The organism is Cellulomonas phragmiteti (assembly GCF_016862775.1).
In the GTDB taxonomy this organism is placed as follows: domain Bacteria; phylum Actinomycetota; class Actinomycetes; order Actinomycetales; family Cellulomonadaceae; genus Cellulomonas; species Cellulomonas phragmiteti.
Window position 1 is genome coordinate 77,770 of record NZ_BONP01000011.1, and the last position, 12,337, is coordinate 90,106.

A 12,337-nucleotide genomic window follows, 5' to 3' on the forward strand; every position below is an offset into this window, starting at 1 on the left:
GCGGCGGCGTGACGGTCAGCCGTCCGCCGTCCGCGCCCAGTCCCACCACGACGTGAGGTCGGCGAGCGACGCGGACAGCACGGGCACGTCGGTCACCACCGGCAGGCCGGGGTCCTGCTCGCGGTCCCGCACAGCCGCGAGCGTCAGGGCCGGCGTGCGCACGACGGGCAGCGCGGCTCCCCCGGCGAGCAGGGCGTCGGACGCCGCGGCGAGGGACTCGGCGGCCCCCTGCGGGTCGGCCTGCGCGGCGAGGGCGTCGAGCACCGCGTCGAGCGCGGCGTCGGAGTGGCCCGTGACGTTGGTCGCACCGCCCGAGCGCCAGCGGGCGACGAACGCCGCGACCGGCAGGTCCTCCTGCGCGACGGGCACGAGGGCCGCGTCCCAGTCCTCGGGCCGCGTCCGCAGGGTCTGGGACGGGTCGTCCGCGTCGACGGGCACGACGTCGAAGCCCGCCTCCGCCGCGGCCGCCGTCAGCAGCTCGAGCGCCGTGGCGCGCACCGGGTCGGCGGTGTTCGTCAGGACGCGCACCGTGAGCGGGTCGTCCGTCACCGGCGCCCCGGGCTCGGCCTGCTCCCCCGGCGCGGCGGCGGGGCCGGTCGGCCCGACCTGCGCGGCGACGACGTCGGAGACGTCCGCCCGGGCCCACAACGGCTGCACGGCACCGGCCACGACGCGGTCGCGCGGCACGCTCGCGAGGAACGCGCGCCGCAGGTCCGTCGCCGTCGCCGCGGGGTCGGCTGCCGCCGCGTGCGCCGCGGGGTCGAAGACGCCGCCGGCGGACTCCTGGACGACCAGCTGCAGCACGGCGTCGCCGTCGGTGCGCAGGGCGACCGCCTCGAGGCGCTCCGCCGCGGCGAGCACGTCCGTGGTGCTCAGCGGCGCGGCGACGTCGACCTCGTCGGCCGCCAGCGCGTCGACCTGGGCGAGGGGGTCCAGGTCGGTCCGCACCTGCACGCGGTCGTAGGCCGCGGGGGCTGCGCCGTCGTAGTGGGCGTTGCGGACGGCCTCGACGCCGGACGCGTCGACCCGCGCGAGGACGTAGGGGCCGGTCGTCGTGGTCAGGGTCGGGTCGGCCGTCACGTCGCCCGCGCGCCCGGCGGCCCGCCAGACGCGGGAGAGCGGCACGAGCGCGGCACGGTCCTGCTGCTGCACGGCCGTCGTGACCGCCAGGGCCCAGGCGGCCGCCTCGTCCGTCGCGTCGGCGTCGTCGGTCGCGTCGGAGGCGTCGGCCGCGTCGGAGTCGTCGGTCGCGTCGGCGTCGTCCGTCGCCGTGGGCGTCGGCGTGCCCGGGGCGTCCGTGGCGGGGGTGGTCGCCGCGCCCGTGCCCGGTGACGTGGCACCGGCGGCCGGCGTGCCCGCGGCGGCCGGGACGGTCGGGGTGCCCGTCGGCAGCGGGGGCGCCGCGGGGTCCAGCGCGAGCCTGCCGACGACGTGCGCCGGCAGGTTGACGTCGAGCGCGACCTGCCAGTCGGCCACGGGGCTGTCGTAGACGACGGTCACGGTGGCCCCCTCGACGGCCGGGACCGCGGAGGCCCGCACGAGCGCGGCCGACGCGGCACCGAACACGACGACGTCGTCGGGGGTGGTCGCCACGACGCCGTCGGCGTCGAGCTCCGGGACGATCTCGTCGAGCTGGGCGCTGCGGGCCGCCCACTCGAGCAGCAGGTCGGCGGGGGTGACCGGGACGCCGTCGGACCACCGGGCCGTCGGGGCGATCGTGTAGCGGACCGTCAGGGGCGCGTCGGACACCTTCTCGACCGTGCCGAAGGACTCGTCGGGCACGACGGTCCCGTCCGCGGCCAGCGTCGTGAACCCCGACTGCACCAGACCCCGCACGAGCACGCTGCCCGGAGCCCGCCCCGCAGCGGTGGCACCGTTCAGCGACGCGAACGGCAGGTCGGCCGAGACGACGACGGTACCGGCCCGGGCCGGGTCGACCGGGTCGGACGAGCAGGCCGTCAGCCCACCCAGCGCCAGACCCAGCAGCGCCAGGACCACGCTCCCGCGCGCCGCGGGTCGCGTCACGACCCATGTCCGCCTCGTCGTCACGGTCACCCGTCCGCCTCCTGTCCGCCGCACCGCCCGCCCCGTACGGACGGGACCTTCCCACGACCACCCGGTCGTCGGCGGCCCGACGCGCGGTCGGACCCGCACGAAACGGCGGAAGACGCGCGTACCCGCCGGGCTGCGGACACACCCGGCGGGTACGGACGGTGGTGCAGGTCAGCCGTGGTCGACGAGCATCCCGCGCAGCAGCCGGCGCTCGCGCTGCTTCTCCGGGTTCGGCAGCGGCACGGCGGCGATGAGGCGCTGCGTGTACGGGTGCTGCGGGCGGCGCAGGATCTCGTCGCGCGAGCCCTGCTCGACGATCTCGCCGCGGCGCATCACCACGATGCGGTCGGCGAGCATGTCGACGACGGCGAGGTCGTGCGTCACGAACAGGCAGGCGAACTGCAGGCGTCGCTGCAGGTCCTGCAGCAGCTCCAGGACGCGGGCCTGGACCGACACGTCGAGCGCCGACGTCGGCTCGTCGGCGACGAGCAGCTGCGGCGACAGCGCGATGGCCCGCGCGATGCCCACCCGCTGCTTCTGCCCGCCGGACAGCTCGTGCGGGTACCGGTTGCGGTACGCGCGCGGCAGCTCGACCTGGTCGAGCAGCTCCTCGATGCGCCGCTGCAGCGCGACGCCCTTGGCCTCCCCGGCGAGGAACAGCGGCTCGCCGATGCTCTCGCCGATCGGCAGCCGCGGGTTGAGCGAGGACGACGGGTCCTGGAAGACCATGCCCACCTTGCGACGCAGGGCGCGCATCTGCGCGCGGTCCGCCGTGCGCAGGTCCAGGCCGTCGACGGTCAGGCTGCCCTCGACCGTCGGCAGCAGCCCCACGGCGGCACGGCCGATCGTGGTCTTGCCCGATCCCGACTCCCCGACCAGGCCGACGACCTCCCCGGCGTGCACCACGAGGTCGGCGCCCTGGACGGCGCGGAACGCCGGCATGCGGCCCTGCTTGGGGTACTCGATGGCGACGCCCGCCAGCGCCAGGACGGGCGCCCCGGCGCTCGCCAGCCGGAGGCGCTCGCGCTCCGCGGCTGCTGCCAGCCGCCGCGCGTTCTCGGCCTCGCGGGCCTCGAGGTCGGCGGCCGACACGTTCTGGACGAGGTTCTCGGCGCCCGTGGCGGAGGCCAGGGCCGCGGTGAGGTCGATCTCCGGGCCGCCCAGGTGCGGGACCGCGGCGAGCAGCTCCTGCGTGTAGGGGTGCTGCGGCCGGTAGAAGATGTCCTCGGACGTGCCGGTCTCGACGATCAGCCCCTGCCGCATGACCGCGATGCGGTCCGCCAGGTCGGCCACCACCCCCATGTCGTGGGTGATGAGGATGACCGCGGAGTCCAGCCGGTCGCGCAGGTTGCGCATGAGGTCGAGGATCTCCGCCTGGACCGTGACGTCCAGCGCGGTGGTCGGCTCGTCGGCGATGAGCAGCGCCGGGTCGCACGCCAGCGACTGCGCGATCATCGCGCGCTGCCGCTGCCCGCCCGACAGCTGGTGCGGGTACGACCGGAACGCCTTGTCCGGATCGGGCAGCTCGACCATCGTCAGCAGCTCGATCGCCCGCTCGCGCGCGTCGTCCGGGGACATCTCGCGGTGCAGCCGGAGGGTCTCGATGATCTGGAACCCGATGGTGTACGCCGGGTTCAGCGCCGTCATCGGCTCCTGGAAGATCATCGCGACGTCGTTGCCGCGGATCTTGCGCATCCGGGACGCGGACAGGCCGCGCAGCTCGGTGCCGCGCAGCTTGATCGAGCCGCGGACCCGTGCGTTGCGCGGCAGCAGGTCGAGGATCGCCATGGAGCTCACGGACTTGCCGGAGCCGGACTCGCCGACGATCGCCAGGACCTCGCCGGCGTGCACGTCGTAGCTCAGGCCGATCGCGGCCGGCACCCAGCGGCGGTTGACCGCGAAGTCGACCGACAGGTCCCGGACCTCCAGCACGGCGTTCGAGCTCGGAACGGGCGTGGTCATCGCGGGGCTCCTGGGATCATGGGCGTATGGAACGACGGTGGACGTACAGGCCGCGCAGCTCGGCGCTGCTCGCAGGCGCGACGGTGCTCGCGGCGCTCGCCGCGACGGCCGCGCAGCTCGCGGCCGACGGGCCGGCGGCGGGTCTGCGAGCGTTGCCCGCCGGCGCCGCCGTCGCGCTCCTGGGGTGGGTGGTGTTCGCGCGTCCCCGCGTCGACGTGGACGACACGGGCGTGCTCGTCGTGAACCCGTTCACCACGACGCACGTCCCGTGGGGCGCGCTCATCGAGGTCCGCACGCGCTACACCTGCACGTTCGTGACCCCGCACCGGCGGGTCGAGGCGTTCGCCGCACCCGGCCCCGGTCGCCACGTCGCCGCGTCGGCCACCGCCGCCGACCTGCGGGGCGTCGGCCCCGGCGCCGCCGACGGTCGTGGGTCGGTGCAGATCGGCGAGGTCCCCGGGTCGTCGTCCGCGACCGTCGCGACGTACGTCCGCCGGCGCTGGAACGACCTGGCCGAGGACGGCCTGCTCGACCTCGGCCAGGCCGAGCAGACGCCGGTGCGCCGCGAGGTGGACGTGCGGGCGCTCGCCGCGCTGGGCGTGCTCGTCCTGCTGGCGGTGGCGGCGCAGCTCGTCTGAGCCGACGGCGCGAGCATGACGCGCCGACGTCATGCGCCGGTCCCGTCGGACGGGCCGACGTCCCCGTCCGACGGACCATCGGGCCGGGCGGCCGTGCCCTCGAACCGGCCGTACGGCGCGGCCCCTGCGACGACCGCGCCGGCGGCCGGGACCGTCTCGCGGACACGGCGCGTCGAGATCTTGCGCTGCCGCGGGTCGAACGCGTCACGCAGGCCGTCACCGATGAAGTTGATGCACAGGCAGATGATGACGATGAACATGCCGGGGAACCAGAAGAGCCACGGCCGGGTCGAGAAGGCCGCCTGGTTGTCGCTGATGAGCCGGCCCAGGGAGGTGTCCGGCGGCGTGATGCCGAAGCCGAGGTAGGACAGCGACGTCTCCAGGAGGATCGCCGAGGACATCAGCAGCGTCGCGTTGACGGTGATGACGCCCACCGCGTTCGGCAGGATGTGCTTGAAGATGATGCGCCGGTCCGACGCGCCCGCGAGCCGCGCGGCGTCGACGAACTCCCGCTCGCGCAGCGTGAGGAAGTCACCGCGGACCAGACGGGCCATGCCCGTCCACGTCGTCAGCCCCAGCAGGACGCCCAGGATCAGCACGCCGCCGCCCGCGTTGTACGCGATGACCGCGCCGACGAGCAGGACCGGGACGATGATGACCATGTCCGTGAACCGCATGAGGACCGTCTCGAGCCAGCCGCGGAAGTACCCGGAGAAGGCGCCGATCACGACGCCGATGAGCGCCGAGATCAGGCCGACCATCGCGGTGACCGCGAGCGAGATCTGCGTCCCGCGCATCGTCATGGCGAAGTAGTCGCGGCCGACGCTGTCCTGGCCGAACGGGTGCTCGCCCAGCGAGAACGGGAACAGCTGCAGCGTCGGGCGGCCGCCGTCCATGAGGACCGGCGTCTGCGTCCAGCGGTACTGCCACCAGCCGTGCCAGGGGCCGAGCCCGACCGAGGTGATGGCGAGCAGCACCACGAGCGTCAGCACGACGAGCGACACGATGGCGCCGGTGTGCCCGAGGAACCGCTTGCGGACCAGCGCCCCCTGGCTCAGCCCCTTGAGGTCCTCCGGGACCTCGCGCGAGTCGTCCGGGGCGGTGTCCTGCTGCGTCGTGCTCATGACTTCACCCTCACGCGCGGGTCGAGTGCGGAGTACGCCAGGTCGGCCAGCAGGTTGAACACCACGGCCGTGATCCCGACGACGAGGAAGACTCCCATGATGGGATTCGGGTCCTGCAGGGTCAGACCGGTGATGAAGGTCTGTCCCATGCCCTTGAACGAGAAGACCCGCTCGGTGATGACGGCACCGCCCAGCAGGCCGCCGATGTCGAACGCGACGATCGTGGCCAGCGGGATCAGCGCGTTGCGGAAGGCGTGGCGCACCACGACGACCCGCTCCGGCAGGCCCTTGGCGCGCGCGGTGCGCACGTAGTCCTGACCCATCACCTCGAGCATCGACGCCCGGGAGTACCGGGTGTACGACGCCAGCGAGATCAGCAGCAGCGCGGCCGTCGGCAGCACCAGGTGCGTGAACTTGTCGATCCCGAGGATCCAGAAGTCGTCGCTGAGGTTCGGGGTCTCGGACCCGATCGTCGCGATCGGCCTGCCCCGCACCAGCCGGACGTACGCGGGCCACGAGATCATCATCCGGTCGAGCATGACGAGCGCGGCGACGAAGAACGAGGTCAGCCCGGCGACCTTCATGGACTGCCGGTAGTCGTACCCGCCCATGAGGCGCCCGACGAGCACACCCGCCGCGACGGCGGCCACGCCCAGCACCACGATGAGCGGCAGCGTGGCGCGGTCCAGCAGGGGCCGCAGGGCGAACATCGCCACGACGCCCAGCCCGACGGTGATGAGGGCGGAGTACAGCGCCCGCCGGTTCTGCAGGCCGGCGAGCAGCGTCGTGATGCCGACCGCGATGCCCACGCCCGTCACGACGACGAGGGCGGGGCCCAGGCCCGGGTAGCGGAACCACTGCGTCGCACCGAGGTACCACAGCACACCGCCACCGACCACGGCCGCGACGGCGAAGGTCAGCAGGCGCCGTCGGAGCGAGCCCCCGATGACCACGGCCCACACGAGGCCGGAGACCAGCCCCACCCCCACGACGGTCGGCAGCGGCACGACCGGGTCGGCGAGGAAGTCGTTGAAGCGGATCGCGCCGAACTCCTTGAGCAGGACGGCGACCCAGAAGACGGGGAGCGAGAAGAAGAGGAACGTGAAGAACGTGACGCCGTAGTCGAACGCCGAGTACTGCCGCAGGGCCGTGACGATCCCGATCGAGATGCCGATGACGATCGCGAGGACGGTGGCTCCGGCGACGAGCTGCAGGGTGGTCGGGATCGCCGAGGACAGCGCGGCGGTCACCTCCTGCCCCTGGAGGGTCCTGCCGAGGTCGCACTGACCAGGGACGACGCACCTCGCCGCGCCGCTGAGCCAGATGAAGTACCGCAGCGGAGCGGGGACGTCGAGGTTGAGCAGCGCCGTGCGCTGCTCCATGAGCTGCTCCCGGTTCGGCCGGTTCGACTCACGGAACTCGGCGAGCGGGTCGCCGGAGATGGCGACCAGCTGGTACACGAGGAAGGAGGCACCCAGGAGGATGAGCAGCGACACCCCGAGGCGCCGCAGGACGTACGAAGTCATGGACTCTCGCTCTCGCGCAGGCCGGACCCGCCCTCTCGGGCGCGCTCCGGACCCGCGGCGGCACGTGCTGGACGCGGCCGGGCTCGGCGCCGGCCGACAAGTGGACAAAACTCTACTGCTCGCGCGCACCGACCCGATCCGCCACGTGGCGGGCAGTGCGACGCCGGGACCCCTGAGCAGCGGGTCCCGGCGTCGCCTGTCAGCACGGTCGGGTCAGACGCGGATCAGGACGCGTCGACCGTCCACTCCCACACGTTCCACCAGACACCGGCCTGGTTCGGGTTGTACTCGTCGATCCCGCCGACGTGGTCGCCCACGGCGTCGACGCCGACCGACTGGAACAGCGGCAGGCCGTACGCGTCGGCGAACAGCAGCGGGTCGATCTGCTCCTGGATCGCGGCCTGCTCGTCCGTGTCGAGCGTGCGCACCAGCGTCGAGGCCAGCGTGTCCACCTCGGAGTTGGAGTAGCCGTTGTAGTTGCCACCACCGGTGGACGAGAAGATCTGCGGGACACCGGCGACGCCGATACCGCTGTTGATCCACCCGAAGATCGCGGCGTCGTACGAGCCGTCCGACAGGCGCGAGCCCCAGGCCGCGTCACCCTGGTCGTCGATGACGAACCCGGCCTCGGTGGCCGCGGCCGCGATCAGCGTGTACGCGTTGACGCGGTTGGGGTTGTTGATGTTGTAGAGGATCCGCACGGTGGGGCTGGTCACGCCGGCCTCCGCGAGCAGCGCCTGGGCGGCGGCGATGTCCCCGTCGAGCGGGTAGTCGGCCGAGCCGTTGTTCGCCACGGTGTCCTCGTACGAGGCCTGGGCCGGCACGAAGAGCTGCGAGTTCAGGACCGCCGCGTCGTCCTTCTGCGGGGTGATGATCGCGTCGAGGATCTTCTGGCGCGGGATCGTCTTGAGGAACGCCTGGCGCACCTTGAGCGCCGTCTCGGCGTCGCCGCCGTACGTCGCCGGGTCGAACGGACCACCGTTGTTGAAGGTCAGGTCGATGTGGTCGTACGCGAGCTGGTCGTCCTGGTGGACGACGACACCGTCGAGCGCGTTGAGCGCGGTCAGGGTGTCGGCGCTCGACTGCGGCGAGATGACGTCGACCTCGCCGTTGTTCAGCGCCTGGACGGCCGCGGTCGCGTCCGGGATCGTCCGCATGACGATCTCGTCCAGCTGCGCGACGAGGTCACCGGCGTACGCCTCGTTCGGGACCAGGGTGACGGACTGGTTCTCGACCACGTCCGACACGATGTACGGGCCGGAGGAGAGGTAGAGCTCGGGGTCCGACGGCAGGATCGTGGAGTCGAAGCCGGTGTTCCAGAAGTCGGCGACGGCCTGCAGCTGCGGGTCGGGCTCCGTCGCGGTCGCGGCCGACTCGGACAGGCTCTCGAACAGCTCGATGAGCGCCTGGCCGTCCTCGAGGCCGGCGTTCTTCGCGATGACGTGCGCGGGCATGTCGGCGGCGTAGGCCACCTCCCAGTCCGCGGCGGGCTCCGAGTAGCTCAGGGTGACCGAGCGGCCGTCCTCGCCGATCTCCGGGAACTGGGTCAGGCCCAGGGTGCCGGTGTCGCCCGCGTAGTCGAAGTACGTGACGTCCTCGGAGTTGAAGTGACCCGACTGGATCGCCCACGCCAGGATCAGGTCGTCGGCGTCGACGGGCTCGCCGTCCGACCACACGATGTCCTCGTTGACCGTGTACGTCACCACGAGCGGGTCCTCGGACTCGACCTCGTAGGTGCCGAACGACTCGTCCTTGGCCAGCGAGGGGTTGCCCGCGGCGAACGAGGACCCGTCCACGTAGTTGAACCACGCCCGGGTCGGGTAGGTCACGATCTTCGAGTTGATGTCCGTGTTGCCGTTGGACGTGTTCGGGTTGAAGGAGAAGAACTGGTTCGTCTCCGCCACGGTGAGCGTGCCGCCGCCGGCTGCCGCCCCCGTGTCGCCGTCCCCGTCGCCGTCGCCGTCCGGGGTGTTCGCGCACGCGCCGAGCACGAGCGCGCCCGTCGCGAACAGGGCCACCACGGTGCTGGTCCGCCTGATCTTCAATGTTCCTCCTGAGACGTGGTGGACGTGGCCGCACGACCCCGACCGAGCCGGGGCATGGGCGCACTCGCCCGCCTGAATTGGGGCCACGCTAGCCCCGGGAAGCGCGACATTGGAGACATGGACGAACGCCCATGTCGATCGTTACCTGATTGATACTGGTCGGTACCGTCCAAGATGCGAGACATGGCCAGGAGAAACACCCCTGAAACACCGCTGACACATCCCACGATCGGGTGGTTCACACGGCCTGGGTACTGCACCGCAGCCGGAAGTCTGCTAAGGCGACCGAGCGGCGGGTCCGATCTGTCTCATCCCGGGCCCCGCTCGTCCTGCCACGTGCACAGGCAGGAACGGTTGCCGTCCGCGTCCGCGAGCACCCAGAAGCTGGGCGCGTGGGTCGCGTCGACCACCCGCCCACCCGCCGCGACGGCCGCGTCGATGCGCTCCGCGACCGCGGCGGGATCCACCCACACGTCCAGGTGCCACCGCTGCCGCGACTCCTGCGCGTCCGACCCCTGCACCCACAGCGCCGGGTGCGCTCGCGCCGGGTCCCGGACCTCGTCGTCCGCGCCCGGCGGGCGCTCGTAGCCGAGGAGCGCACCCCAGAACGGCAGGACCGCCGCCGCGTCCGGCGCGTCGAGCGCCAGCTCCAGGCTCTGCACGCCGGAGCAGTCGGGTGCCAGCCCCGCCTCCCCGGCCAGGCGCGACACGGTGCGGGCCAGCTCCACGTCGCGCGACGTGACCCCGTCCGCGTCGTGGCTCCACAGCCGGACGTCGACGTGCCCCCAGCGCAGGTCGAGGTCCGGGTGGTGGTCCGCCTGCTCGGCCGCGGCACCGATGGCGTCGACGAGCGCCAGCCCCGTCGCGAAGCCCCCCGTGACCACCCGGGTCCGCAGCCCGTCGCTCACGAGCGCCCAGCCGACCAGACCGCTGTCCGCGATCTGCTGACCCGTGAGCGCCGTCGCCATCCACCCATGGTGGCGCGAACCCCCACCGAACGCCCGCCGAACCGCGCGACGGCGCGTCGCCACGGCACACTGGACCGGTGGACGACCTGCGCGTCTCCCCGGGCCCCGGTGCCCCTGCCGGCCTCACGGTGCCCGCCGGGGACCTCCTCGAGCAGTTCTCCCGTGCGTCGGGACCCGGCGGCCAGGGCGTCAACACCGCGGACTCGCGCGTGCAGCTCAGCCTCGACCTCGCGACCACCACGGCGCTGGACGAGGTGCAGCGCGCGCGGGTCCTCGACCGGCTGGCCCCCCGGCTCGCGGGCACCGTCCTGACGATCAGCGCGGCCGAGCACCGCTCGCAGCGGCAGAACCGGACCGCGGCGCGGCAGCGGCTCGCCGACCTCCTGCGCGAGGCGGTCGCGCCACCGACGCCCCGGCGGCCGACCCGCCGCACGCGGGGCTCGCACCGACGGCGGCTGCAGGACAAGAGCGAGCGGTCGGCGCTCAAGCAGGACCGCCGGCGGCCCCGCCCCGACTGATCCCTACCCCAGCCGCTCCCACACCCGGGCCGCGTCGTCCCAGGTGCGCGTGCGCAGCTCGGCGGCCCGCCGGACCGCCTGCTCCCAGCGGATCGGTATCGGGGTCCGCAGGCTCCGACCACCCGGACCCCGCAGCTCGAGGAACACCTCGTCGTCGTGGGTGTCGCGGCCGTCGCGCCGTCGCGCGGCCGGGACGAGGACGACCGTGGGGCGGTCGGCGCGCGGCAGGCGCATCGCCGTCACGGCAGGGGCGCCGTCCTCGGGACAGCGGGCGACCTCGTCGGGGACGCTGCGGACGTCGGGCGTCCAGGCGTCCCAGGCGTGCCCGTCGTCGCACACGAGCGACCAGCAGACGTCCAGCTCGCCGTGGTCCACCGGGGCTCCCTCCCGATCGGGGGTCCGCACCCGTCAGACGTTGAAGCGGAACTCCACCACGTCGCCGTCGTGCATGACGTAGTCCTTGCCCTCGATGCGGGCCTTGCCCGCGGCACGGGCGGCGGCGACCGACCCCGACGCGACGAGGTCGTCGAACGAGATCACCTCGGCCTTGATGAAGCCCTTCTGGAAGTCCGTGTGGATGACGCCCGCGGCCTGCGGCGCCGTCCAGCCCTGCCGGATCGTCCAGGCGCGCGACTCCTTGGGGCCCGCGGTGAGGTATGTCTGCAGGCCGAGGGTGTGGAACCCGACGCGCGCGAGCTGGTCGAGACCCGCCTCGCTCTGGCCGTTCGCCTCCAGCATCTCGCGCGCCTCGTCCTCCTCGAGCTCGACGAGCTCGGACTCGAACTTCGCGTCGAGGAAGATCGCGTCGGCCGGCGCGACCAGCGCGCGCAGCCGCTCCTGCATCGCGCTGTCGGCCAGGCCCGCGTCGTCGGTGTTGAAGACGTAGATGAAGGGCTTCGACGTCATGAGCTGCAGGGCGCGCACGTGCTCGTCGTCGGCCAGGCCCGCGGCGAACAGGGTCCGTCCCGTCTCGAGGACCGCGAACGCGCGCTTCGCGGCGTCCAGCACCTCGGGCTCCGTCTTCTTGCCGCGGACCTCCTTCTCGAGCCGCGGGATCGCGTTCTCGAGGGTCTGCAGGTCCGCCAGGACCAGCTCGGTCGCGATGATCTCGATGTCGCCCTCGGGGTCCACCTTGCCGCTGACGTGCACCACGTCGGGGTCGGCGAACGCGCGCGTGACCTGGCAGATCGCGTCGGCCTCGCGGATGTTGGCGAGGAACTTGTTGCCCAGGCCCTCGCCCTCGCTCGCACCCTTCACGATGCCCGCGATGTCGACGAACGACACGGTCGCGGGCAGGATCCGCTCCGAGCCGAAGATCTCGGCGAGCGTCGCCAGGCGCGGGTCCGGCAGCGGGACGACACCCACGTTCGGCTCGATCGTCGCGAACGGGTAGTTCGCCGCGAGGACCTGCGCACGGGTCAGCGCGTTGAAGAGGGTGGACTTGCCGACGTTGGGCAGTCCGACGATGCCGATGGTGAGAGCCACGGGCGTCGAGTCTACGCAG

Annotated in this window: 10 protein-coding genes; 2 read left to right on the plus strand and 8 right to left on the minus strand. The window is 73.0% G+C overall.

Going from position 1 to position 12,337, the window contains the following annotated elements; all coding sequences use genetic code 11:
* Positions 1-15 precede the first annotated feature (15 nt).
* On the minus strand, positions 16-2,025 hold the full coding sequence (locus tag Cph01nite_RS10945) for an ABC transporter substrate-binding protein (protein WP_203674081.1): 2,010 nt from the start codon (positions 2,023-2,025) through the stop codon (positions 16-18).
* 198 nt (positions 2,026-2,223) lie between these two features.
* On the minus strand, positions 2,224-4,014 hold the full coding sequence (locus Cph01nite_RS10950; protein WP_203674082.1) for an ABC transporter ATP-binding protein: 1,791 nt from the start codon (positions 4,012-4,014) through the stop codon (positions 2,224-2,226).
* Between the two features lie 26 nt (positions 4,015-4,040).
* Between Cph01nite_RS10950 and Cph01nite_RS10955 the strand changes: the two genes are divergently transcribed.
* On the plus strand, positions 4,041-4,652 hold the full coding sequence (locus tag Cph01nite_RS10955) for a PH domain-containing protein (protein WP_203674083.1): 612 nt from the start codon (positions 4,041-4,043) through the stop codon (positions 4,650-4,652).
* 29 nt (positions 4,653-4,681) lie between these two features.
* Here Cph01nite_RS10955 and Cph01nite_RS10960 read toward each other — a convergent pair whose 3' ends face one another.
* From Cph01nite_RS10960 to Cph01nite_RS10975, 4 genes are all read right to left on the minus strand, one after another.
* Positions 4,682-5,776: an ABC transporter permease gene (locus Cph01nite_RS10960; RefSeq protein ID WP_203674084.1), complete on the minus strand. Its 1,095-nt coding sequence runs from the start codon at positions 5,774-5,776 to the stop codon at positions 4,682-4,684.
* Complete coding sequence (locus Cph01nite_RS10965; protein ID WP_203674085.1) at positions 5,773-7,302, minus strand: ABC transporter permease; 1,530 nt, start codon at positions 7,300-7,302, stop codon at positions 5,773-5,775. Before Cph01nite_RS10965 ends, Cph01nite_RS10960 begins: the two co-directional genes overlap by 4 nt.
* Before the next feature lie 224 nt (positions 7,303-7,526).
* On the minus strand, positions 7,527-9,347 hold the full coding sequence (locus tag Cph01nite_RS10970) for an ABC transporter family substrate-binding protein (protein WP_203674087.1): 1,821 nt from the start codon (positions 9,345-9,347) through the stop codon (positions 7,527-7,529).
* A gap of 308 nt (positions 9,348-9,655) precedes the next feature.
* Positions 9,656-10,315 carry a 4a-hydroxytetrahydrobiopterin dehydratase gene (locus Cph01nite_RS10975; protein WP_203674089.1) on the minus strand — a complete coding sequence of 220 codons (660 nt, stop codon included), beginning with the start codon at positions 10,313-10,315 and terminating at the stop codon, positions 9,656-9,658.
* A 77-nt stretch (positions 10,316-10,392) separates the two neighbouring features.
* Between Cph01nite_RS10975 and arfB the strand changes: the two genes are divergently transcribed.
* A complete protein-coding gene (gene arfB, locus Cph01nite_RS10980; protein WP_203674091.1) occupies positions 10,393-10,833 on the plus strand; it encodes an alternative ribosome rescue aminoacyl-tRNA hydrolase ArfB in 441 nt (146 codons plus the stop codon).
* Between the two features lie 3 nt (positions 10,834-10,836).
* On the opposite strand, the gene Cph01nite_RS10985 is transcribed toward arfB, so the two are convergent.
* Both Cph01nite_RS10985 and ychF read right to left on the minus strand, forming a co-directional pair.
* Positions 10,837-11,208, minus strand: coding sequence for a hypothetical protein (locus tag Cph01nite_RS10985; protein WP_203674093.1), 372 nt, complete (start codon positions 11,206-11,208; stop codon positions 10,837-10,839).
* Positions 11,209-11,241: 33 nt separating this feature from the next.
* Complete coding sequence (gene ychF, locus Cph01nite_RS10990; RefSeq protein ID WP_203674095.1) at positions 11,242-12,318, minus strand: redox-regulated ATPase YchF; 1,077 nt, start codon at positions 12,316-12,318, stop codon at positions 11,242-11,244.
* Positions 12,319-12,337: the final 19 nt, after the last annotated feature.